Here is a 24,315-nt window from a genome sequence, read left to right as displayed (position 1 = left end):
CCTAGACACAGACGGCAACCAATTAGAATCAGCCGAAATCACAGTTACCGTCACCCCAGTAGGTGAGTTAACAGATGACACAGCCAGCACCCCCGCCAACACCCCAGTCAGATTCAGCATCATCGGCAACGACGATGAAAACATTGACCCCACCACCATCGACCTCAACCCAGAAACACCAGGAAGAGAGGACACCATCACAGTTCCCGGTGAAGGAACATTTACCGTAGACAATGATGGAAATGTAACTTTCACCCCCGTTGACGGTTTTGCCGGAGAAGCATCCATCCCTTACGTCGCCCTAGACACAGACGGCAACCAATTAGAATCAGCCGAAATCACAGTTACCGTCACCGGTACTCCAGCACCTACTCCAACTCCAACACCAGACCCAACACTAGAGCCAACACCAGAGCCAACACCAGAGCCAACACCAACACCAACACCACAGCCAACACCACAGCCAACACCAGAGCCAACACCAGAGCCAACACCACAGCCAACACCACAGCCAACACCACAGCCAACGCCACAGCCAACGCCACAGGCAACACCAACACCAACACCAACACCAACACCAGAGCCAACACCAACACCAACACCAACTCCTGACTCAGAAATTATACAAGAGTCTCAAATAGATGATGACCATTCTTGTCCTCCACCTCCAACTATAGAACTTGTAGATTTACCTGTTTTACCTTCTCTAGTTCTTAATACCCAATTTGAACAACTTTTATTTGGTACAGAAGAAAGCGAATTTATTTCAAGCAGTAACTTCATTCAAGCAGCTCAAGTAGCTCAAGCAGGTCAAATAGCTATTGATGGTTTGGAAGGTGACGATTTTATGGAAGGTTCTGAAGAGACTGACATCATGTTTGGTAGTGAGGGTAATGACTCAATTTTTACTCAAGGTGGTTCTGACTTTGCTAATGGTAAAGAAGACAATGACGAGATATATGCAGGAAAAGATGACGATACCGCTCGTGGAGGTAAGGATGATGATACGATGTCAGGCGATATGGGTAATGATACCCTACTAGGTGACAACGGTAACGATTCACTCATGGGTGGTAATATTGCTGGCACAGATACCACAGGCAAGGATATGATGAACGGTGGTAGAGGTGAAGACTACATAAATGGAAATCAAGAGGATGATACAGTCATGGGCGGTAAGGGTAATGATGTAGCTCGTGGTGGTAAGGGTAATGATATGATGTTCGGACAACAAGGCCACGATATGCTCATGGGTGAAAATGGTGATGACCAAATTGTTGCCGATCCTAGCTCAAGTTCATCAGAAGAGGAAATCGGAGAAGATTCTGTTTATGGTGGTCGCGGTAACGATATTATGCAAGGCAGTCGTGGAGACGATATAATGAACGGAGGTAAAGAAAACGACTTCATTTACGGTGGTAAGGACAATGATTTAATCCTTGGCGATCAAGGAGACGATACTCTTTTAGGTCAAGAGGGAGATGATAGTATTTTTGGTGGCAACAATAGTGTTATTGATCCTGATCTATTAGGAGAAGACTTCATTGATGGTGGTGCCGGAAATGACTTCCTCAGTGGTAACTTTGCTAATGACACTATTATTAGTGGTGAAGGTGATGATACTTCACGAGGTGGTAAAGATGATGACATAATGTATGGTTTTTCAGGCGAAGACCTCATGTTTGGCGATCAAGGCAATGATACCCTATGTGGTGGTGATGGAAATGATACTATGTATGGTGACAATCCCGAACTTGTAGCACCATTGGGTACGGAAGGTCAGCAAGACCAGTTATTTGGTGGTATAGGAGACGACCTCATATTTGGTAATCAAGGTCAGGATTCATTGTTTGGAGAGGAGGGTAATGATACTTTGTTAGGAGGTGAGGATAATGACACCTTGTTTGGAGGATTAGGAAACGACTCTCTCATCGGAGAAGCAGGTGACGATTTCTTGTATGGAGGGGAAGGTGATGATACTTTCTCTGGAGGTAGTGGTAGCGATCGCTTCCTGCTCAACTTAAACCAAGGACTGGATATTATTACTGACTTTGATATTAATCAAGACTTCATCGTATTAGATGACGAACTAAATATCGATGAACAAAGTTTCACTGTTGAAACTGTTGATAACAACATTTCAATTTTCTTGAACGAGCAACTTTTAGTCACTTTAGAAAATTTATCTGCAACCTCAGAGCAAATAGTTGGTCGTTTCACTACTGTTAATGATTCCTTGATCATTTAATATCAAATCTGTCGATGGGTAGGGGCGTTTTCCTGACGGAATGCTCCTACAATATGGACTCTTATATTTATACTGAATAAAACTGATGCTACCGGATTTAATAAAATATCATATCATGTCCGGTAGCATCGGTATTGTAAGGTAAGGGTAAGGAAGAAGTAAGAAGGAAGAAGAAAAAAGGAAGAAGGCTTTAGTTAGCTATAACACAAGGTTGAAGAGCAAGAAAAAACTTACATTTCCTGTAGTTATCAGGACTTACGCAAAAAATGAAATTACACACCATCTGTAGGGGCGTTTGCGGAGCATGACCTTAGGAAATGCCATTTACTAACGTAAAGCTCCGCTTTATATGTCGCGCAGCGTTAACGGAGTTGTGCGATAGCAAAACGCCCTTGCTAGATATAGTGGCTCTGCGTAAGTCCTGGTTATATCAAATCCGGTAGTATCAGTATAAAAAAGCAGAGAAACCGGGGAAAGTCTCAAATCCCCTTGTACGGACGTTGCATGCAACGTCCCTACCATTAATATCATGTCCGGATGTAATGGTATAAATAAAATATTTGGCGATCGAGAGGATATATTTTAATTTCTCCCCTACTCCCCTACTCCCCTACTCCCCTACTCCCTTACTATCTTAATTATAAGTGTTCAACCGGACATGGTATAACTTCCCACAAACCCGGTTTCTTATAACGCTTCCATTGCCAAGCGGATTTGATATTATTCACCCTGGAGTTTACACGCTCCAATACCAGCGGACATACAGGGCTTTTCAGATGGATAAACCACATCGTCACAACCAAAATATTGTAGGGACTAACCATGGTTAGTCCCTACTGTGGTCTACTCAAATGAAAACTGCTGTAAGATCAAATCTGGTAGCATTAGTATAATTAAAGAGACGTTACCAAGAACGGGAACGTCTCTTCATCACATTAACTCAAATTACATCAGTTTTGATGCCTCAAGATTAAAAATTAGACAAATTAATTATCTACCTTCAAACCAGCATTATCTTGAGTATAGGTTTCTTGATTAATCTTAACTGGCGTTGCTCCCCAAATCTCTTTCGCATACTCCATAATTGTTCGGTCAGAAGAAAATTTACCCATGCGAACAGAATTATAAATAGACATTTTCGTCCATTTTTCTTTGTCTTGGAAAGCTTGACTAACCCGCTTCTGACATTCAATATAATCTTGATAGTCAGCTAATAGCATATATTGGTCATTGTACAGTAAAGAATCAATCAGAGGCTTGAATAGATTAGGATTGCCTTTGCTAAACCGACCACTAGCAATCCGATCGATCACAGCCTTTAACTCTGGATTTGTATTATAGTAATGCAAAGGTTTATAACCCTTAGCCTTGATATCGAAAACTTCTTCAGCAGTTAGACCAAACAGGAAGAAATTTTCTGCTCCCACTTCTTCACGAATCTCAATATTAGCTCCGTCAAGAGTACCAATAGTCATCGCCCCATTCATGGCAAACTTCATATTACCAGTTCCCGATGCTTCTTTGCCAGCAGTAGAAATTTGCTCTGATAAATCAGCAGCAGGATAAATTAACTGACCTAATGAAGCATTAAAGTTAGCCAAGAAAACTACTTTCAGGCGACCACGCACATCAGGATCGTCATTCACTACATCAGCAACAGCATTAGTCAACTTAATAATCAACTTAGCCATGTAGTAACCTGGAGCTGCCTTGCCACCAAAAATGAATGTGCGAGGTTGAATATTAACATTAGGATTTTGCTTAATCCGGTTGTAAAGAGTAATGATGTGGAATAAATCCAAATGTTGACGTTTATACTCATGGATACGTTTGACTTGAATATCAAACAGAGAATTAGTATCCACCTCAATCCGATTATGCTTTAAAATGTACTCTGCCAGAGCAGCTTTATTCTCCTGCTTAATTTGTCGCCAGCGCTTACAAAATTCTGCATCATCAACATATTTTTCTAGTTGCCTTAGTTTATCTAAGTCTCGCAACCAACTATCTCCTAATTTCTCAGAAAATAACTCAGAAAGTTTAGGATTACTCAATAAAATCCAACGGCGGGGAGTCACTCCATTAGTCTTATTGAGGAACTTTTCTGGGAAAAGTTTGTAGAAATCTTTGAGTACACCTTTTTTCAGCAATTCTGTGTGTAGAGCTGCTACTCCATTTACAGCATGACTACCCACAGTCGCTAAATTAGCCATCCGAACCGATTTTTCTGGTGTTTCCTCAATTATAGATACACGAGAGATTAATTCCTTATCTTTGGGATACCAAGTTTTCACTTGTTCTATGAAGCGGTAATTAATTTCATAGATAATCTCTAAGTGGCGAGGTAGCAGACTACCAAACAAACTAATTCCCCAACGTTCCAAGGCTTCTGGTAGCAAGGTATGGTTAGTATAGGCAAAAGTATGTTGAGTAATATGCCAAGCACGCTCCCAGTCGATATCATACTCATCAATCAACAACCGCATCATCTCCGCAATAGCAACAGCAGGGTGAGTATCATTTAACTGAATTGCTGTTTTATCGCTTAAGTTATCTAAGTTTGGGTTGTGTAATAAATGCCTACGAATGATATCTTGCAAAGCACACGAAACGAAGAAATATTGCTGCTTCAGTCGGAGTTCCTTACCTTGGGGAGTATTATCATTAGGATAGAGAACTTTTGATATAGTCTCCGAACTCATTTTTTCTGCTACTGCACCATCGTAGTTTCCAGAATTGAATTCTTCAAACTTAAAGTCTACACTAGCTTCTGCACGCCACAGACGTAGCGGGTTAACTGTATTCACTTTATAGCCAGGAACAGGAGTATCATAAGGAATACCAATAACAGTTTCAGCCGGAAGCCAAGTTACTCGATAATGACCTTTTTCATCATGGTAAGTTTCTGTGATACCGCCAAACTTAACTTCTACCTTTTCTGCTGGACGAGCTATTTCCCAGGGGTTGCCAAAGCGCAGCCACTTATCTGGAATTTCTGCTTGCCACCCATCCTGTACAGTTTGGGTGAAAATGCCAAACTCATAGCGAATACCATGACCCATCGCTGGAATTTCTAGGGTAGCTAGAGAGTCCAAAAAACAAGCTGCTAACCTACCCAAACCTCCATTTCCTAAGCCTGGATCATCTTCTTGTTCTAGTAGTTCATCCAAGTTAAGTCCAGACTCGCTAACAGCTTGACGAATTTGTTCATATATGCCTAGGTTAATCAAACTATTACCTAGGTGACGACCCATGAGAAATTCTGCCGATAAGTAGTATACTACTTTAACATCTTTCTCATTGTAAGTCCGAATTGTCGAAAGAAAGCGTTGGAGTAAGCGATCGCGTATAGTATAGGCCAAAGCACGGTAGAAATCATCCTGTTTTGCCATGGACTCATAAGTACCTTGCAAATAAAACAGGTTATCAGCTAGGGCACGTCTCAGAGTGGTAACACTCATACCTGTGCGATCGTCTTCTACCTGAATTTGATTTTCAGTAGTGGGGTTGATGGGTTGATTCATTAGCGCTCCTTAAATTTTACTGTCATCAATTTTATTTCAGTAGAAAGGTGGTTAGACTAATTAGCTTTGCCACACAGGAGTTATTCTATAGGAAACTTTTAATGAAGTGAGACTAGCCAATTACATTATATCCCTTTACTAATCTAGGTAAAATCAAAATCTATAACTATCAAAGGTTCTTAAGCATATATAAGTATTTAATTTTAATCATTTTTACAGAATTGATCCGAATATTTGGGTATTTTTTGGCCATCTATTTACAAGTCAGAAGTCGTAGGGGCGAATGGCCATTCGCCCCTACAGAAGTCAGAAGTTTGGAAAAAATCATATTTGTATAATTAAGTTTGGATAAATTAATAACTGATAACTGAAATGACACTACCTAATGGCCCAGCCCTGTCACCATTACAACGAAGAATCCGGACTTGGAAATTTATTTTTAGTCCCTTATCTACCATAGAAGAGGGATACTCTAAATATGGAGATGTTTTTAGAACAAATACTAATTCTTTGTTCCCTTTCATCTACTTCTGTCACCCTAAAGCCATTCAACAAATTTTTACTGCTCACCCTGATACTTTTGGTTTAGGAGGTCGTAGTAGTATTTTGCAATATTTTGTGGGCAAAAACTCTCTACTCTTCCAAGATGGCGATCGCCACCAACGGCAAAGAAAATTATTAATGCCACCTTTTCATGGCGATCGGATGCGTAACTATGGAGACTTAATCTATAACATTAGTTCTGATGTGATTAGTCAGTGGCAAATAGATAAACCTTTTCCGATCCGCAGGTCAACCCAAGAAATATCTCTCAAAGTAATTCTTGGTGCTGTATTTGGTTTAAATCAAGGACAACGTTATGAAAAACTTAGACTTCTGATGTCTGATGTTCTCGACTCTATGAGTTCTCCTGTCAGTTCTATTTTTCTGTTTTTCAATGTCCTGCGCAAAGACTGGGGACCTTGGAGTCCTTGGGGGAGATTTTTGCGGAAAAGACAGGAACTCCACGAACTAATATTGGCAGAAATTGAAACTGCAAAGAAAGAGGGAAATCATACTGATGATATTCTTAGTTTATTACTAGAAGCGCGTGATGAAGCAGGTCATCCCATGAGTGACGAAGAAATTAAGGATGAACTGCTGACAATGCTTTTTGCTGGTCACGAAACTACGGCATCAGCTTTAGCATGGGCGTTATATTGGATTGACAAAATTCCATCAGTGCGAGAAAAACTTAGGGCAGAATTAGCAACTATTCCTGGTAACTCAGACAAAGTTGCCATTACTAAACTTCCTTATCTCAGTGCTGTTTGCCAAGAAACTCTACGCATTTATCCCATTGCGCTCGGTGCTGTTCCTAGAATTGTTAAGAAACCTATAGAAATTATGGGTTATCAATTGGAACCGGGAACGGTGGCAATGGTGTCTATTTATCTGACTCATCACCGGGAAGATATTTATCCAGAACCTAAACAATTTAAACCGGAACGTTTTCTGGAAAGACAATTTTCACCCTATGAATATTTACCATTTGGAGGAGGGAGTCGTCGTTGTATAGGTTCAGCTTTTGCTTTATTTGAAATGAAATTGGTACTGGCGACTATTTTATCACAGTACGAACTGAAGTTAGTTTCTAATCGACCAATAAAACCTGTTCGCAGGGGTTTAACAATGGCACCTCCTGGAAATATGCGAATGGTTGTGAAACAGAAGTTTAATAGTTCTGTTGCTTGATAAATTCAAAAATTTTGTAAATAATGTGCATTTGTTCGACTGGTAGGGTTCGGAGTCAGGAGTCATATAAAATCCGGTTGAACAGTCGTCCTTATCGACGATAGGAAGCAATCTCGTGATACCCCTGAGATTGCTTCCTTCCACGGAGTGACCGTCGCAATGACTTGAGTATAGTAATTATCCGGATTCTATATCAGGTAGAATGAGTAGGGGCGAATGGCCATTCGCCCCTACAATATAGACTCTTACCTTTAATGCTGAATAATATAGAATCCGGTTGAAAAATCGTCCCTATCGACGATAGGAAGCAATCGCAGAAGTGCGCGGAGATTGCTTCCTTCCAGGGAGTAACCGTCGCAATGACTTGGGTATAGTAATTATCCGGATTCTATATAACACCAATGCTACCGGATTTGATATTATCTACTATCTTTAAAATACACTTTTCCTAAAGCAGCAGGAGGGGTAGATTTGCCTGCCAAACCAATTAAAGCTAACAAAGCAATAACATAAGGTAAGATCTCTAAAAATTGATAGGGAATATTCAGATTAAAAGCTTGAAATCTCAATTGTAAAGCTTCTGTTGCGCCAAATAATAAACAAGCTAAAACAGTATAAAATGGATGCCATCTACCAAATATTAGAGCTGCTAAAGCAATAAAACCTTTTCCACTACTCATACCTTCGGTGAAAAATTTAACATGAACTAATGCTAAATAAACTCCTCCTAAACTTGCCAAACAACCACTAAAACTTACGCTTAAATAACGCACTAAACTAACAGATATTCCGGCTGTTGCTGCTGCTTGGGGATATTCGCCTACTGCTCTTAATGCTAAACCCCAACTGGTATTAAAAATGATATAAGTAGAAACAGGAATTAATAGCAAAAGTAGATAAAATAATAAATCTTGATTGAAGAATATTCCTAAAATTGGTAAGTTTTTTAATCCGAACAAGTTAATAGTTTCAATACCTGGTAAAGCAATTGTGCCACTGTCAAATAATACTCTTGCACCATAAGCTGTTAATCCTGATGCTGCTAAATTTATTGCCAGACTTGAGACTATTTGATTGACTTTTAAATTGACACAAAGATACGCATGAATTAAGCCTAAAATTCCTCCAGCTAAAATTGCTATAAAGGTTCCTAGCCAGACATTTTCAGTAGTAACAGAAACAGCCGCACTGACAAAAGCTCCTGTTAATAACATTCCTTCTAAAGCAATATTTAGAATACCGGAACGTTCAGAAAATATTCCACCTAAACCAGCAAAAGCTAGAGGTATAGAAAGTCGAATTGTGGCAGATATATAATCAGAGAGAAAGTTGATATTTGTCATTTTTTGAGGATTATTTTTGATTAAAAGGTAGTCATTAATAGGAAAGTTTAACGGTGGTGCATTGTAATGGTTGTTTATTGTAATTATTTTGATTAAGGGAATAGTGGGAGCATCTTGCTCCCTTCCTATTTATTCTTAATGAGGTACATCCGTCGCGGGCAAGATGCCCGCACTACAAAGGTTTTATTATTAATTTCTGTACTTTATATACTTGAAATATGCTGTAACTTTTTGTTGGGTTTCCTTTGTCAACCCAACCTACAAAATGCTCCCCCACTCCCCTGCTCCCCTACTCCCCTACTCCCTTACTCCTGACTCCTTTTTCAAATTCAAACGCTAGACTTATTGCCAAAAATAACACTGTTAAACCTTGAATAGCATAAACAATAGTTATCGACACCCCCGCACTCCGCTGCATTACATTCGCTCCACTCCTGAGAATACCAAAAAATAGGGATGTTAAAATTACTGCTAGTGGGTTGCCTCGACTTAATAACGCAATGGCGATCGCGTCAAAACCATAACCAGGTGAAAAGTTTTCAAACAACCGATATTTTGCTCCTAATACTTCTGCACTTCCTGCCAAACCTGCTAAACCACCGGATAAACCCATGACTGCGAGAATAGTCTGGTTGACAGAAATTCCAGCGTAACGAGCTGCAGTCGGGTTTTGTCCGACGGCATCGACTTGATAACCGAAGGCAGTAAACGACAACACCACGGCTAAAATTATGGCAATAGCTAACCCCAATAAAATTCCGGCGTGAGCTTGAGTTTTGGGCAAAATTATCGGTAAACGCGCTGACTCGGCAATGAGAGGAGTGTAGGGACTAGGAGCGTCGGGGGCGATAAGTGGTTCGTTTACCATGTAATTGACAAAATTTTGAGCGATGTAATTTAGGAGTAGAGTAGTCAGCACTTCATTTAAACCACGGGCGACTTTGAGATAACCAGCGATCGCTCCCCAAATTGCTCCGAGAAGAAAACCTCCTGTCAATGCTAGGGGTAAATGTATCCATATTGGGAAGTTAGGCAAATATAGTCCGACGACAACACTACCTAAAGCACCCATATAAATTTGCCCTTCCCCACCGAGATTAAATAAACCTGCTCGTAATGCTATTAATATTCCTAAACTTGCTAGCAGTAGTGGGGTGGTTTTGCTGAGGGTGTCGCTGAAACCGAAGTAGGTTGTGAGAGATTCTTGGAATAGGGCGGTATAGGCAGTTATGGGGTTGGTTTTGGCTAGGAGCATTAAGCCTGCTCCTGTTAATAAGGCGGCGAATACTGCGAATATTGGGAGTAGAATTGATTTGAGAATTTTCTGCATCATTTTGTAGTAGATCGTAGGTTGGGTTAAGCGACAGCGCAACCCAACAGAAAACTTATCGACTTGCTTTACCATTATGGCTATACCACCACTGTTGATTTTTGTTGGGTTTCCTCCGTCAACCCAACCTACACAATAATTATCCGAACTAATAACTGTTCACTGAAAAAGCTGATCACTGATAACTGAAAAGGCGGCTGAAACGGTTATCTGTTAAAGTCTACAAGTCTCTGCGCGAGAGAAGAGGAATACCCCCAATCTCTCCCACAATTTCCTACTCCCCACCGCCGGCCCTTCCACGGCCACCAACAAAGGGAGGTGTCCTTCGTAATGCGTATCTGTACTAAAAGCTAGGTCGTCCCATAGCATCCAGTTTTCCTCCTCTCCTTCCCCTTGAATCCATCCTACTTCTTTAGCAAAGTTTTCCCACACTTCCTGATTATACTTCCTCGTACCACCCAAACTTTGATAAATTTTCTTTTGCAGAGAAAAGCCAAACTTACCATCACTATATTTTACCCAAAGCTGGTCTATTATGCGGAGGTCTTGGCAAGGAAATTGCTCTATCTCTTTTATGTCTAGATATCTTTCTTTTTCTCGCTCTGCAACTTGTAACATAACCTTATAAGTTTCAATATCCGCCTCTTTCCACTTTTTAGCAGCTAGGAACTCACGCAGTGTAAAATATTTAGTAGGTAAACTTTGTTGTGGAGAAACTTCCAAGAGTTTTTTAATCGAACCATTTTCAAAAATATACTTTTTGCCAGATTTTTTCTCATTATTCAATATCATTTCAGAGGAAAGTAATTGTTTAATTTTTGGGTAATTTTTTAGCCAATAATTTGCATTTCCTGCTTCCCGATCGCTAGGTGTAGATTCATAACTAAGTATGACGGAATTATTTGATTTAAGAGATTTATCAATAGCATCTTTTTCTAACTCAGCAAGTAGTTGATAATTATTCTTGAGTTCCAAAAGAAGGCGGGGATATCTGAGGGTAATAGCAGTAAACTTTCCTATTTGCTCTGTGCTTATTGTTTGTCTTTCAGCAAAAGTCACTCCAATAGAATAATAGGCAATATAAATCTTGAGCCTCAGTACATTAATATATTGTTTTAAACGACGGGGATTATAATCAAAGAAAGGAGCAACCATCTCTATGACTTTAGCAAGGCTATCTGAATCTAAATCTTTTTCAATAATTGCAAAAATAGGTAAATCTGGAGATTCTGATTCTCTTTTTTCTGCTTCTTTTTGTGAATTGCGTCCCTGAATAAAGGGATAAAGATATAGAGAAATTTCCTTATGAAAATAAAGACTGAATAATCTAAAATATTTGTCCTTCAATAGTTTAGCGATAGCCAAAAAATAAAAACAATACCAAAAATAAGGAATAACAAATTTTTCTATAATTTTTTTGACTGAACGTTTTGCTAAACGAAATGTTTTGGGTAAATTTAATAAGTTAAATACTTTAGCAATCAAATTATGAGGAATCCAAAAAAAACGTTTTTCTTGTTTTTCTGGATAAGTTTTAATTTCTGAGATTTTTTCAACAAAACTATCCAACGTCTTTTGAGAAGGTGCAGGAACCGAGAATGATAATTGCACAAACTTTTCCAGAAAACTAAAACCATAATCAACTTTTGTGCTCAACTTTTGATTTTCGTTTTCTTTGGCTTGATTTTCGGTGATCGCTGAAGCTAGAAAAGGAATAACATTTCTTTGTTTAAAACTTATTGCTGCTGCTATCTTTTCCCTATCCATACCCAAGATAAAAATTATTTTTGGGTCATTAGAAATCATCATATTTAGAGCTTGCAATAAATCTGCTGATTTACCCAACTCACAACGATCGAGGTCATCAATAAAAACATAAATCTTCTCATTTTCTCCCACATAAGCATCAACAATTTTAGAAAAATCCTCGTGAAATTTTTCAATAAAAGCTACTTGTTTATCATAATCAGGATGTTCGAGATATTGAGTCAAATCCATTTTCTGGTCGCCAATTAAATCCTTTAATATTGCCAGAAGTTTTCCAACTCCAGCAAACCCAGCACCATAACCTCCCAGTTGTAACCAGAAATTTAAAAGTTGATTATTTTCTTCTTCTTGATTATCAGTTTTTTGCTCATCTTTTTCATCTTCCTCTTCTGCATCTGAATCTGTTTTAACAATATCTACAAATCTTTCATAAAAAGGAAAAATTCCCGCGACTTTATCTCGAAAAAATACAACAACTGGAACAGAAGCAATAATAGTTGCCATCAACCATATTATTACCAAAGTCTGGAGAAATTTCACTGGTTTATTTTTCCAGTCAAGACGATTACCGATTAGTATTAAGTAACTCCAGACATTATATAAAATATCGGATAAATTGCGATTTTTCGACAATTGTTCTAAAAAAGATAGAGCAAAAGTCGCCCAAAGTGATTCAGATTTATCATGTCGCCAAGCATTAAACCAAACAGTTTGAGTTTCTTGCTTTAATCTTAATCTGAAAAATTCATAGATATCTGACACATCGCTGAAAATAATCCGGTCTTTTTTAATCTTCTGCCAAACTTTCTTTAAATCTTCCTTATCTAATTCTTTAGACTTCTTTTTAACCTCAGTTTCAAGTTGTTTCATAAAAGAAGACTTACCACTACCCCATTCACCTTCGATAGAAATAGTTAGTGGCGGTTTAGTATCTTTATGAGTTAAAAATTCAGCCATTGCAATAACATAAGGAGTAAAACCAAGTTCATCATTTGTCGTTGGTTGGTCGCCTACTGTAATAATTTGTTTTGAATTTTCTGTAGATTCAGACATAATTTATCAGTTATCAGTTATTAGCTTTTTCAGCCCTTTTTACTATAGCAAATAAAATTTTGCCAATCTCATCTTTTCAGTTGTCAGCTTTTGCACGCATTCCATGTTATAATCAACCATAAAAATTATCACCAATTAAAGAAAAAAATCAATTATGGCAACTTATTTAATAACAGGAACTAATCGTGGTATTGGCAAAGAATTATGTAAACAAGTTCATAGCAAAGGTAATCAAGTAATTGCTGTTTGTCGCCAGTCAGATGGGGAATTAGAAAGTCTAGGAATTTCTGTATAAATAGGAGTAGATATTACTTCGGAACAAGATATAAATAGTTTGGTTAATCGTCTCCAGGGAGTAAAGTTAGACGTACTAATTAATAATGCCGGAATAGTCGAAAGAAAAAATAACTATCTAGATGATTTAGATTTTGATAGTATTCGCCAACAATTTGAAGTGAATGCTATGGGAACTTTACGCCTAACTCATGCTTTATTACCCTTGATAGAATCTGGTGGAAAAATTGCCATTATTACAAGTAGAATTGGTTCCATAGATGATAATACTTCCGGTGGTTCCTACGGTTATCGAATGTCAAAGGTTGCTGTTAGTATGGCAGGTAAATCTTTGTCTGTAGATTTAAAACCACAGGGAATTTATGTCGCAATTTTACATCCAGGTTTAGTTAGCACTAGGATGACAAATTTTACAGGAATTTCTCCCGAAGAATCTGCTAAAAATTTATTGGCTAGAATTGATGAATTAAACTTAGAAAATACAGGAACTTTTTGGCACGCCAAGGGTGAAGTATTACCTTGGTAGTTTCAGTTATCAGCTTTTTCAGTTCTTCCCACAATTTTATCAATTATTTTTCCCTATTCCCTGTTCCCTACTATGCGCAAAAAATCTATATTTTTTTTGGAGAGGTCTATTAAAAATAAGATTCCATATTGTAGGGGCGAATGGCCATTCGCCCCTACCCATTGTATGACGATAAAAAGAATTATTTTACTCCGAAGTCAACAGATTTGATATTAAATAAATTGAAAGAATAGACAAAAAATTATCTATGTTAAACAGAATCAAAGAATTAGCAACTACCCTCGCACCTCGTCTAATTGAAATTCGTCGCCATATTCACTCCCACCCAGAATTAAGTGGCCAAGAACACCAAACTGCTGCTTATGTTGCAGGTGTATTATCTTCCTCCGGTCTTCATGTCCGCGAAGCTATTGGTAAAACTGGGGTTCTGGGAGAACTCAAAGGCAGCAACAATACTCATCAGTGGCTGGCCATTCGTACAGATATGGATGCTTTGCCAATTAGAGAAGGTACTGATTTAGATTTTGCCTCCCGTAATCTTGGCATTATGCACGCTTGCGGTCACGATGTCCATACAACAGTCGGTTTAGGTGCTGCAATGGTTTTATCTGAGTTGGGAGAACCCCTACCAGGAAATGTCCGTTTTCTGTTTCAACCTGCTGAGGAAATTGCCCAAGGTGCCAGTTGGATGATTAAAGATGGAGCGCTGGAGGATGTAAAGGCAATTTTAGGAGTCCATGCTTTCCCGACTATTCCCGCAGGTTCGGTGGGTATTCGCCATGGGGTACTAACTGCTGCTGCTGATGATTTGGAATTAACAATTATTGGAGAATCTGGTCATGGTGCCCGTCCCCACGAAGCTATAGATGCTATTTGGATTGGTTCTCAGGTAATTACAAATTTACAACAGGCCATTAGTAGGACTCATAATCCTTTGAGACCTGTAGTGTTAACAATTGGTAAGATTACTGGCGGAAGAGCACCAAATGTGATAGCAGATCAAGTAAAAATGTCGGGAACTGTGCGATCGCTCCATCCAGATACCCACAAAGAATTACCTGCCTGGATTGAAAATATTGTGGCCAATGTTTGTAGTTCTTATGGCGCTAAGTATGAACTAAATTATCGTCAGGGAGTCCCCTCTGTACAAAATGACCCAATGTTGACTCAGTTAGTCGAGTCAGTAGCTTTGGAGGCTTGGGGTAGTGATCGGGTTACTATTTTACCAGAGCCTTCCCTTGGTGCAGAAGATTTTTCTATGTATTTGGAGCAAGTTCCAGGTATGATGTTTCGTCTAGGAGTGGGACACAAAGACAAACATAACTATCCTCTCCATCATCCCCAATTTGAGGTAGATGAATCTTCTATTGTTACTTGTGTGGTAGTTTTGGCTTATGCTGCCTATAAATATTGGCAGAATCATTAAAATTAAAAATTCAAAAGTCAAAAGTTTTATTTTGGCAATGACTAGCTGTTAGTAAGGCTAAGTTGTCATCACCAAACTTCTAACTCCTATACAAAAAAATTTACTGCAAAAATAGGTTTGAAACTCCAGCCTATAGGTTTTTTAACGATAAATTATCTTCTAACTATCAGCAAAAAAGTATTAAAATAGAAGTAGTAAATTGAATTAGTAAGTAGGTAAAGTAGGTAGGTATAATTATCTGTTGAAAAAGTTGTAGTGGCGGGTTTTACTGAAAGGCTTGACATAAGCGCAATGTAGTTTTTTAAGCCTACCCTACGCTTGTTCGTTTATTTATGCTTACTTACTTTAAGATGGGTTGAAGTGTCTAGTCATATTAACCAGATAACAGAAGTAGTAGCTTCAAGTCAATGGAGTTTTATACTTAATTTATTCCTAATTCAATATTAGTTAATAACTTGAAATTTTAGGAGAAATATTTTGCCATCAGAACAAGAAGAACGGATTAAACAATTATTCATAATGGAAGCAGAAGAACATTTAGTAACCTTAGAAAATGGGTTGGTAGATTTGAAGTCTACAATGTCAGATTCTGAAACTATTAATGATATGTTTAGAGCAGCTCACTCTGTAAAAGGTGGAGCTGCTATGTTGGGAATGCACAGTGTAAAAAAGGTAGCTCACCGTTTAGAAGATTGTTTTAAAATAATTCGAGAAAATCCTGTTGATATTGACCAAACAGTAGAATCTCAATTTTTAAAAGGATATGATACTCTCAAAGATTTAGTAGAACGTCTCCAAGGTCCTTATGGTTTGAGAGAAGAAGAAGGAGAAGAAATAGTAGAAAATGCTTTGCCTGTATTTGCTGAGTTAGAATCTAATTTGAATACTTTAGTTAGTGGTGGAACTGTTACTAAATCTACTACTTTTGAATATGGAAAAGAGAAGGCAAAAACTAATTTTTATCAACAGGTTAAAGATAAATTAAAAGAAATGTTGGAGCTGTTTAAAAAGGGTGATTCTCCAGATTCAAGAAAACAACTAATAGACGGTTGTAATGGTTTGTTGCAGTTGGATGAAAATACAGAAATTTGGCAGACTTTAGTTAATGCTTCTCAACAAGCTCTGACTAATTCTAAGTTATCTTATCAAGTTCTAGCACCTGTGATTATTAAAGAACTTAATCAAGCAGGTGAGTTAATCCAAGCAGGAAAGGTAGAGGAAATAGTACCGAGTAAAGATTTAAAAGAAATTGCAACTCCTCCCAAAGCAACAACTTCTGAACAGAAAAAAGTAACTTTACCAAAAGACCCCAAAGAAGTGGTAAAATTAATTATTAAAAGTTTTGACAATAAGCAACAAGAGGCGATCGCTAAATTATTAGTTAAGCACGTTAAGTCATCTAAAAATAATTGATTAAGTAGTAGTTGAAGATGATAATTTTCAGGGGTGTCTTACGGTATAGAAACCGGGTTTATATAGATATCTAATAAGACTCAAATATGCTCACATAAACCCGGTTTCTAGGATTGAGTAATTCTAGTTGTACAGTCCATTGTCAGCAACCCTAAATTTCCTCATTTCTGACTTCTGACTCCTGACTCCTCACCGCTCTTTCTTCTTTGATATTTTCCTCAAGTTTATGCAAAGCTTGATTAACTTTTTCCTCCAATTTTTGAAATTGTTGTTGTTTTAAGTCACTCCATTCTGGCAATTTATTAATAAACTGTTGTAAATCAATAATTACACTTGTTAAATCGTTAATTTGTTGTAGTTCTGGTCGTTGTTTAAACTGCTGAGAAACTAAATCTAATTCTGTTTGTAATAACTTGATAGTTTGTTCTTGAAGTTCTAACCGATTTGACAAACTTTTAATCGTTTCCATGAAAGGTTGACTTTTCCCTTCTCCCTGATTATTGCCTAATGTTTGAGCCGTAGATTCAAAAGAATTTATACTATTTTTTAACTGAGAAATAACCTCATAAATTGACTCTTGATATTCGTCTAATTTTCTAGTATTATCAAATTTAATGGCTTGAGTTTGTGCTGCTAATTTTCGTCTATTAAACAGATTTAACAATAAAGATATAAAAACAAATACTACCGGATAAATAATTGGTTGCTCAAACATATAATTACCAAAAATTCCGACGGCAGAAGCAGTAATAAAAATATATTCAAGGATTTCTAAAAGACGCAGGCGGTGCAACATATTTATTGAATTATAATTTTGTTTATTAATATAGCAATCCTAATTTAAGTTGTAATATTTTGGTTGTAGTTAGGAGTCAGGAGTCGTAGGGGCGTTTTCCTGACGGAATGCTCCGCAAACATGTCGCGCAGCGAAACGGCCGTTAGCTTCGCATAACTATCGTTAACGCCCGTACAGGAGTCAGAATTTTCAATAAAATAAAGAGTTTCAAGAAGAGCATTTAATGTAGTAAACTGACACATTTAATGGGTGTGCATTAGGGCGGGTTTATATAAATCTTAGGGTAGGCATGAAAATTCTAGTTAAAACCCGCCCCTACTATTGGAACATTTTAGGTGTGTCACGTCACTACAATATTATAACTATTCACCTCCTTTTAGCCAATCCTTACTATTGCAGAAGAGGTAATTATTAATTATTAATTATTAATTGTTAATTATTAATTATTGAATCTTCCTTCTTTCTTCCATTATATTTCCAAAAGTAAAACAGCTAAACTAAAATAAATTAATACACCTAAAATATCAACAGCAGTAGTAATAAAAGGAGCAGACATTAACGCCGGATCTAACTTTAATAATCGAAAGATAAATGGTAAAGCTGCACCAGCAACAGAAGCAATAATAGTAATAGCAAATAAACTAATACCTACCACAAAAGCTATAGCCAAATTTTGTTGCAAAATATAAGCCCAAATTATTGCAACTATCCCCAACATTAAACCTAGCAAACTACCAGCAATTCCTTCCCGAATAATCACCTGTAAATTTCCCATTCCTTGCATTTCATCAGTGCTAAAACCACGAATTATGACAGTAGATGACTGGGAACCAACATTACCGCCAGTATCATTAAGCAGGGGAATAAATGCAGCTAAACCTACCACTTTTTCCAAAACTTCTTCCTGAGAAGTAATAATTTTACTCGTGAAAGTATTAGTTAAAAGTAATATTAATAACCAAAAGACTCGCTTCTTAGTAACAGCCAACAAATTAACCTGAAAATAATCATCACCTTCAGACTCTACCCCACTTAATTTATAAATATCTTCGGTAGTTTCTTCCTGCACAATATCAATAGCATCATCAACAGTAATAATTCCCACCAGTCGCCTTTCTTTATCTACAACTGGAACCGCAATTAAATCATAATGTTGGATAACTCGGACTACCTCTTCTTGGTCAGTGTTAGTTTGAACAGACACCACATCACGATTCATTATTTCACTAATACTTTGTTCCAAGGAAGCAGTCACTAATTCTCGTAACGACAGTATCCCAACTAAATGTTGTTGTGCATCAGTAATATATAAGTAATAGATAGTTTCAGAAACATCAGCTAAAGAACGTATTCTTTCTAAACTCTGAGCTACAGTTTCATCAGACTCTAGACTAACATATTCTGGAGTCATTATTCGCCCAGCGGTATCTGGTTGATAACCTAACAAAAGCGATGTAGCTTCCCTTTCGCGAGGACTAAGTTCAGAGTTGAGACGTTGCAACAATTTGGGTGGCAACTCATCAAACAGTTGGGCGCGGTCATCTGGTGACATTTTATTTACAATATCTCTAATTTCCTGATGGCGAAACTGTTGAGATAAAGATTTTTGTGTAGAGGGTTCAAATTGTTCATAAACAGCGATCGCCTCTTCTGTTGGAAGTAGTCGAAAAACTACAAGCTGTATATCTTCGGGTAAAAGTTCTATAGCTTCAGCAATATCAGTTGGTTGTACGGGTGCTAAGAAATTTTTTACTTCAGCTAGGTTATCCTCTGCAATTAAGTTTTGTAGTTGCGTTCGGACTTCATAAACAGTTGCTTGGGAAGATAGACGACTTGTGTACATGATTTTTTTCCTTTTGAGTGGGATAGAAAAAATTAACAGTGGAAATATTATCAAGGGTTTTGGATGAGCTAATGCTTCTGTTCTACAGATAGCATAAACAGCGCTATTATTCCGTTAGGGTATGGGCGAAATTCATTCAGTAGGGGCGGGTTCATCCCAAAACATTGACAAAACCCCAATAAATTAAATCAACCCGCCCCCAAACCACCACCCACCAGTGCGCAGTAGGGGCGGGTTCAGGCAAAAATATTGACATTAACCGATAAATTAAATCAACCCGCCCCCACATGGTTGTCCGTCTCACCAAGGGGTGTCTATTGTGCGTGGGTGAAATAGGGGGCGGGTTTAGCAAAATATTTGACATCAGCACGATGTTCTCCTCAAAACCCGCCCCTACAATATTTATGACTCCTGATGTCTCCAATAAACTCCTTGCTACCCAGCTATAGGGGGCGGGTTGACAAGACATGATTGTGCTGATATCAATACTTTTGGTTAAACCCGCCCCTACAATATTTATGACCCCTGGCTCCTCAAATAAACTCTCCCCTACTTTCATATCTGTAAAATTATTCGAGCCAAGTTGAAATAAATCAAAACACCGAGAACATCCACAGCAGTTGTAATAAAAGGTGCTGACATTAATGCCGGATCTAACCCAAAGGAACGAAACAGGAACGGTAAAGAAGAGCCAGCAACAGAAGCCAAAATCGAAATAGCGACTAAACTTACTCCCACCGTCACTGATACTTCTAAATTTCCATTGACAATAAATAAGTACGCCCAACCTGTTGCCAATAAACCGAGAATACCTCCAAGCATTGCACCAGCAGCAGCTTCCCGGAGAATCACTTTCAGAGGTCCGATCTTCCAGATTTCATCAGTATTCATACCCCGAATGACAACAGTTGAAGATTGCGCCCCCACATTTCCACCAGTACCAGTTAATAATGGAATAAATGCTGCTAAAGCAACTACCTTTTGTAGAACATCTTCTTGCGCCGTAATAATTCCACCCGTAACACTATTAGTCAGTAACAACACAAATAACCAAACTACCCTTCTCCGAGCAGCAGTAAATAAATTTACCTGGAAATAATTATCACCATCAGACTGTACTCCACCCAAGGCATAAATATCTTCGGTAGTTTCCTGTTCCAAAATATCGAGAACATCATCAACGGTAATGATACCCACGAGTCGTTGTTCGCTGTCTACCACTGGTATTGCCAGAAAATCATAACGCTGGATAACACGGGTAACCTCTTCTTGATCAGTACCAGTTTGCACGCTGACAAAATCACGACTCATTATTTCACCAATTGTTTGGTTTAGCTGAGAGGTGACTAAATCTCGCAAGGACAGAATACCTGTGAGGTGGCGGTTAGTGTCAGTGACATATAGAGAATAAACTGTCTCGGTAACATGAGCTAATGAGCGAATACGTTCTAAACTTTGGCCAACGGTATATTCTTCTTTCAGGGAGATGTATTCCGGTGTCATTATCCGCCCTGCTGTTCCAGAGTTGTAACCCAGGAGTTGGGCGGTAGCTTGGCGTTCGCTGGGGCTGAGTTGACCTAATAAACGTCGGACAACCGCTGCAGGTAATTCTTCAAATAGTTTAGCGCGGTCGTCAGGCGACATTTTATCAACAATATCTATGACTTCTTGGCGCTTAAATTTTTCGCATAGAGACTGTTGTACACTGGAGTCTAATTGTTCATAGACTTCGATCGCCTCATGTTTGGACAGTAACCGAAAGGCAATAACTTGCATAGTTTCTGGTAAACCCTCGATAGCTTCAGCAATATCGGGTGGTTGTACTGGAACTAACATAGCTTTAGCTCCAGACAAGTTATCTTGTTCTAGTAGAGCTTGAAGTTGCGATCGAACTAATTCCCGTAATTCTTGACGAGAAATTGTCGTTACGGAAGGGGATGAATAGTTATTATCTTCAATCAAAGTTAACCCTCCTATGATATAGATTCCTGAATCCAGTTTAGAGGCTAAGGGAAGTTTTTTCTCCTTAGAGTTAATAAATTCCTAATTTTTAGGGGGTAGTTTATACCATTTCTCAAAAACTTTTCTACATTTTCTTGAGCCAGGGAGTGGGGGAGTAGGAGAGGTGGAGGTAGGGACGTTGCATGCAACGTCCCTACAAAATAAGAATAATTAACACATACATTAGGTGGCTAATAATTATCAAAAAGGTTCCATGCGCCTCTGTTAATTACTTAATAATTGAAGTGTCACCTATAGTTAACAAAGTCAAATTTTATCGGGGACGGTTTAGATAAAAGTTAATAATTTATCCAAAAAAACAGTACAAAAGCCACCCCTTATTTTCTTCTTTCTTCTTCCTTCTTCCTTCTTCCTCCTTGCTTTTTTTACAATCCACTACATTTATCTTGAGCAGAAATAGTCACTCCGATAAATGGAGATGTACCTCCTGCCAACCTAGTTAAAATATCTGTAATTGTATTAATTTGACGCTTAGTTATAACGTATTCATTAACTGTTTTTTGCCACTCCGAATCATTAGCAGGTAAAATCATCCCATAAGAAATACAGGTAAGTGGTCTATTTGGTTCTAAAGCATATTGATTTTCTTTTAATCCTTGTCGGAATGCTTCTCCTACTAATAAAATTCCATCACTAGCAAAAGCATCTATTGTACCTGCAACAGCATCTTTAACTGCAGTTTCTCTTCCCGATGCTCCTTGATAAACTTTTTGGTCTGCCAGTTGATATCGACTATCAATAAATTTTTGTGTCAGAGAATCATTAAGAACCCCAATTAAAATTCCTTCCAAAAATCCATCCGGATTAACTGTTAATCTTCTGTCTGGTTTCATCATTAAATATGTGCCAGTTGTGAAAAAACGTTCAGAATAAATAACTCCTGTTGGTGGATTTTTTCTGATAGTATTAGGACCACATTCTACATGAACTCGCTTATTAGCTACACTGCTATGCCGTCCTTGTTCTGAATCTTCATCAAGAATAGTTTCTAATTTTTCTACAGTAATAGTTCGGTTTAATTTTTGTTCTAAATCTTCTTTCAAACCATTCATTAATTCTAGACAAATTCCTTCCCATTTACCGCCAGAAACATAACCGAAAGGAGCAGCATCTTTTCTCATTCCAACTTTTAGGACTCCAGTTTGTTGAATTTCTTGTAATACTCCTTGTGCCCTCGCACATCCAGAATTTATGACAGCAAATATAATACTAAATATGATTATTGTAAGTTTGTTTTTCATCCTTTACCTCTACCTCACATCAAAATTATTAATATCATTCTCATTCAAATCCTCTAGAGCTTTATCAAAAAGAATGATACATCGAATAATTATACAACAAAAGTCACAAATGTCAAGTTATTGATAGATAAATTTATCATTTATTTTACCTTGAAAATAAAACCTTTTTGCCCTGAAAATATTAAGTATTTGTATATCTTTTTGCCGATATTTAATCATGGTAATTCAGTTTTTTAAGGCTGAATTACAAAGTCAGTCTTTCCTGTGAAATACTCCACAAATAGCTATTAGTAAAAAGAGGAAAAAACTCAAACTTTTATTGAGCAACACCAAAAATACATAAGGGCATTCAGCAGTCAGCAATCAACTATCAGCTATTGTTTATTATCTGCTATAAAAGCTTTATTAATGGTACTTAGAAGTTTTCAGGAATAAAAATCAAAAATATATTTATGGCGTTTGATTTGCGCAGCAAAGCATTCTAAAGGAAAGGAAGAGTCAGTTCGCTGAAAGCTAATAGCTGTTAGCTCCGCATTCCGCAGGAAATGCTTACCAAAATACTATCAAGTCTCAAGTTATTTTTCCGAGGAAAAGTGACGAAACAATTGAGGCGTTATACCTGTCCAACGTTTAAATGCACGGCTAAAATGCCCTTGTGTTGAATATCCTAACTGTTCGGAAATTTCTCTAAGTTTAAGATCGGTATCTTTAAGCATAATTTTTGCTCGTTCAAACTGTATTTGATGAATGACTTCAGTGTAATTTAATCCGGCTTCTCTTAATTGTCTTTGTAAAGTTCGAGAACTAATTCCTGTAATTTGAGTAACCTGACTAAGAGTAGGATACTTTTTTGTTGATAAAGATTTAATAACTTGTCTGAGAGAACCAATAAAATCTGTTGCTGGAGTAGATATATTTATCAGGGGAGAAAGATAAGGTGAATCAGTTGATGGTTGAGTCAGACTTAAAAGAGTGGTATCAATTGCGATCGCTGTAAATTGTTGTTGATATTTAATTCTCGTATTTTCCAACGGTTGAAATTGTTTAATTGTAGAATTTGGTTTCATTTGTAAACAAATTTTTGACGGTTGCCAATGCTTTAAACTTGTTGTGTAGCGAACTAAATTAATCATTAACATTAAAGTATAAGCTTCTACCGCCTGTTCTCCAATAGTAATTTCTGGAATCCCTTGACGACAAAACCAGATTTCAGAACCCTTTTGAGATAACCAAAAACTAGCTTGAGAACTGTGTAATCTTGTTAATAAACAAAAACGGTTAAGGGCATCATAAGTTGTTAAACTGGGGTATATTAATCCTAATAAAAAATCAAAATTTCCCTCTAATCCTGTTTGTAAACCAAATTCAATTGCTGAACCATTTGCTTTTCCTGCTCTCTCAATAAAATCCCAAACTTGATATTCTGGTAATAATTGCTCAGGAGTAGTTAAGATATCAGCCCGAATTTTAGATTGTTCTAGAAACTTCTCACTGTTAGCTCCAATTTGTCCAATAAAACTTAGATAAGGTTCTAATTGAGTTGCGCGAATTAGGGGAATAGCTTTCATAAAATATACTTGTTAAATTTTTATAAATTTTTCTTTTCATTATTCTAAATAATTGTGGCAAATTGGCGCAATAAGGTAAAGACTTTTTTTTGCAAATGTGAGAATCTTGATACTACGAATAGCAAATCACATTGATGTTCCGAATTTTTGGTAACACAAGCACCCTGCTTGTTACAGGCTGGAAGCC

13 protein-coding genes and 1 pseudogene are annotated in these 24,315 nt (G+C 37.6%); 5 read left to right on the top strand and 9 right to left on the bottom strand.

The window, feature by feature from the left end; translation table 11 throughout:
• A partial coding sequence (locus ACP6PK_RS12725; RefSeq protein WP_426559917.1) for an Ig-like domain-containing protein occupies positions 1-2,248 on the top strand: 2,248 nt, incomplete at its 5' end.
• A gap of 986 nt (positions 2,249-3,234) precedes the next feature.
• On the opposite strand, the gene ACP6PK_RS12720 is transcribed toward ACP6PK_RS12725, so the two are convergent.
• Positions 3,235-5,772, bottom strand: a complete 2,538-nt coding sequence (locus ACP6PK_RS12720; RefSeq protein WP_426559916.1) for a glycogen/starch/alpha-glucan phosphorylase — start codon at positions 5,770-5,772, stop codon at positions 3,235-3,237.
• Between the two features lie 372 nt (positions 5,773-6,144).
• Between ACP6PK_RS12720 and ACP6PK_RS12715 the strand changes: the two genes are divergently transcribed.
• Positions 6,145-7,506 (top strand): cytochrome P450, encoded by a 1,362-nt coding sequence (locus ACP6PK_RS12715; protein WP_426559915.1) that lies wholly within the window; start codon positions 6,145-6,147, stop codon positions 7,504-7,506.
• A 419-nt stretch (positions 7,507-7,925) separates the two neighbouring features.
• Here ACP6PK_RS12715 and ACP6PK_RS12710 read toward each other — a convergent pair whose 3' ends face one another.
• From ACP6PK_RS12710 to ACP6PK_RS12700, 3 genes are all read right to left on the bottom strand, one after another.
• On the bottom strand, positions 7,926-8,849 hold the full coding sequence (locus tag ACP6PK_RS12710; protein ID WP_426559914.1) for an ABC transporter permease: 924 nt from the start codon (positions 8,847-8,849) through the stop codon (positions 7,926-7,928).
• 289 nt (positions 8,850-9,138) lie between these two features.
• Positions 9,139-10,254 (bottom strand): ABC transporter permease, encoded by a 1,116-nt coding sequence (locus ACP6PK_RS12705; protein ID WP_426559913.1) that lies wholly within the window; start codon positions 10,252-10,254, stop codon positions 9,139-9,141.
• A 138-nt stretch (positions 10,255-10,392) separates the two neighbouring features.
• Positions 10,393-12,999 (bottom strand): GUN4 domain-containing protein, encoded by a 2,607-nt coding sequence (locus ACP6PK_RS12700; protein WP_426559912.1) that lies wholly within the window; start codon positions 12,997-12,999, stop codon positions 10,393-10,395.
• A 154-nt stretch (positions 13,000-13,153) separates the two neighbouring features.
• On the opposite strand from ACP6PK_RS12700, the pseudogene ACP6PK_RS12695 reads away from it, so the two are divergent.
• The 3 genes and pseudogenes from ACP6PK_RS12695 (at position 13,154) to ACP6PK_RS12685 (ending at position 16,658) form a co-directional block, all read left to right on the top strand.
• A pseudogene (locus ACP6PK_RS12695) lies at positions 13,154-13,819 on the top strand (SDR family oxidoreductase).
• Between the two features lie 247 nt (positions 13,820-14,066).
• The gene (locus ACP6PK_RS12690; protein ID WP_426559911.1) at positions 14,067-15,245 is read left to right on the top strand and encodes a M20 family metallopeptidase; all 1,179 of its coding nucleotides are present in this window, start codon (positions 14,067-14,069) and stop codon (positions 15,243-15,245) included.
• Between the two features lie 477 nt (positions 15,246-15,722).
• Positions 15,723-16,658: an Hpt domain-containing protein gene (locus tag ACP6PK_RS12685; protein ID WP_426559910.1), complete on the top strand. Its 936-nt coding sequence runs from the start codon at positions 15,723-15,725 to the stop codon at positions 16,656-16,658.
• 151 nt (positions 16,659-16,809) lie between these two features.
• Here the strand turns inward: ACP6PK_RS12685 and ACP6PK_RS12680 are convergent, their stop codons facing one another.
• The 5 genes from ACP6PK_RS12680 to ACP6PK_RS12660 form a co-directional block, all read right to left on the bottom strand.
• Entirely contained in the window at positions 16,810-17,454 is a 645-nt protein-coding gene (locus ACP6PK_RS12680) for a hypothetical protein (protein ID WP_094673696.1), read from the bottom strand.
• A gap of 469 nt (positions 17,455-17,923) precedes the next feature.
• On the bottom strand, positions 17,924-19,297 hold the full coding sequence (mgtE, locus tag ACP6PK_RS12675; protein ID WP_426559909.1) for a magnesium transporter: 1,374 nt from the start codon (positions 19,295-19,297) through the stop codon (positions 17,924-17,926).
• 555 nt (positions 19,298-19,852) lie between these two features.
• On the bottom strand, positions 19,853-21,259 hold the full coding sequence (gene mgtE, locus ACP6PK_RS12670) for a magnesium transporter (protein WP_426559908.1): 1,407 nt from the start codon (positions 21,257-21,259) through the stop codon (positions 19,853-19,855).
• A 425-nt stretch (positions 21,260-21,684) separates the two neighbouring features.
• Entirely contained in the window at positions 21,685-22,560 is an 876-nt protein-coding gene (locus ACP6PK_RS12665) for a type 2 periplasmic-binding domain-containing protein (protein ID WP_094673693.1), read from the bottom strand.
• Positions 22,561-23,135: 575 nt separating this feature from the next.
• The gene (locus ACP6PK_RS12660; RefSeq protein WP_426559907.1) at positions 23,136-24,128 is read right to left on the bottom strand and encodes a helix-turn-helix domain-containing protein; all 993 of its coding nucleotides are present in this window, start codon (positions 24,126-24,128) and stop codon (positions 23,136-23,138) included.
• Between the last annotated feature and the right edge of the window lie 187 nt (positions 24,129-24,315).

The sequence above is a fragment of the Dapis hubbardiae BLCC-M172 genome (assembly GCF_050016015.1).
Taxonomy (GTDB): Bacteria; Cyanobacteriota; Cyanobacteriia; order Cyanobacteriales; family Microcoleaceae; genus Trichodesmium.
This window is presented reverse-complemented; position numbering and strand designations above follow the sequence as displayed.

Bases quoted from the DNA above. Each gene is read 5' to 3' on its own strand.
- ACP6PK_RS12720 (WP_426559916.1), bottom strand. From the start codon at position 5,772: ATGAATCAACCCATCAACCCCACTACTGAAAATCAAATTCAGGTAGAA.
- ACP6PK_RS12715 (WP_426559915.1), top strand. From the start codon at position 6,145: ATGACACTACCTAATGGCCCAGCCCTGTCACCATTACAACGAAGAATC.
- ACP6PK_RS12710 (WP_426559914.1), bottom strand. From the start codon at position 8,849: ATGACAAATATCAACTTTCTCTCTGATTATATATCTGCCACAATTCGA.
- ACP6PK_RS12705 (WP_426559913.1), bottom strand. From the start codon at position 10,254: ATGGTAAAGCAAGTCGATAAGTTTTCTGTTGGGTTGCGCTGTCGCTTA.
- ACP6PK_RS12700 (WP_426559912.1), bottom strand. From the start codon at position 12,999: ATGTCTGAATCTACAGAAAATTCAAAACAAATTATTACAGTAGGCGAC.
- ACP6PK_RS12690 (WP_426559911.1), top strand. From the start codon at position 14,067: ATGTTAAACAGAATCAAAGAATTAGCAACTACCCTCGCACCTCGTCTA.
- ACP6PK_RS12680 (WP_094673696.1), bottom strand. From the start codon at position 17,454: ATGTTGCACCGCCTGCGTCTTTTAGAAATCCTTGAATATATTTTTATT.
- mgtE (WP_426559909.1), bottom strand. From the start codon at position 19,297: ATGTACACAAGTCGTCTATCTTCCCAAGCAACTGTTTATGAAGTCCGA.
- ACP6PK_RS12665 (WP_094673693.1), bottom strand. From the start codon at position 22,560: ATGAAAAACAAACTTACAATAATCATATTTAGTATTATATTTGCTGTC.
- ACP6PK_RS12660 (WP_426559907.1), bottom strand. From the start codon at position 24,128: ATGAAAGCTATTCCCCTAATTCGCGCAACTCAATTAGAACCTTATCTA.